This window comes from Tatumella sp. UCD-D_suzukii, from assembly GCF_000611875.2.
Classification (GTDB): domain Bacteria; phylum Pseudomonadota; class Gammaproteobacteria; order Enterobacterales; family Enterobacteriaceae; genus Tatumella; species Tatumella ptyseos.
Genome location: NZ_JFJX01000041.1, coordinates 1 through 727, shown reverse-complemented (window position 1 = coordinate 727; position 727 = coordinate 1). Strand labels below are relative to the sequence as shown.

Annotated in this window: 1 protein-coding gene; it reads left to right on the top strand. The window is 42.8% G+C overall.

What is annotated here, in order from left to right:
* Positions 1-51: 51 nt before the first annotated feature.
* Positions 52-727: phage/plasmid replication protein, II/X family (locus CG67_RS07585; protein ID WP_235501115.1), on the top strand; the 676-nt coding region annotated here is incomplete at its 3' end.

Below are 727 nucleotides of genomic sequence, written 5' to 3'. Positions count from 1 at the left end.
AGTTGCGTTGGGAATTACATGTGCTACATTACGCACATGGTGAGTGTTTGAGTGCTTGAAGTCATGATTGATATGCTGGTCTTAAGGATACCGTTTAAAAGCTCTCTTGTATCGGAGCGTCTTGATTCACAGGGAAATTATGTTTCCCATGTGAACCTTGCTGAGGTTGCCCGCCTTTCTGGTCTGACTCTTGCCGCCCATACAGTAGAATACGCCATTGATGGTGATTTGACTGTATCGGGGCTTAAGCATCCTTACGAATCTATCCCTTCTCATTATGCTGGGATCGCATTGAAAATTTTTGAGGGCGGTAAGAATTTCGAGCCATGTGTAGAGCTGAAAGCATCTCCGGCGAAATTGTTACAAGGTCACAATATTTTTGGGCCTACCTCTTTTGAGTTGTGCGGTCTGGAATTTTTCGGTGCCTTTGCTGCTGCTATGCCTGAACTCTATGATTTGTGTGATGTAACTAATACGGTAGTTGGTCGCATAGATGTAACTTTCAGTGCAAAAGTCGCAAATGATCACATTGCTAACAAGGTGATTTCTTTCTTGCGCAATGTATCCAACGGTCAGACTAAAAAGACTCGTGCTATTGATTATGAAACAACTGTTATGTGGAACGAAGGAAGTCGCCACCGTACTCTTGTTGCATACTTGAAACATCATGAGGTGCAGGCTCAGATTAAGAGATTGCAGAAAAAGAAAAGTTCCCACTTATCTTCTT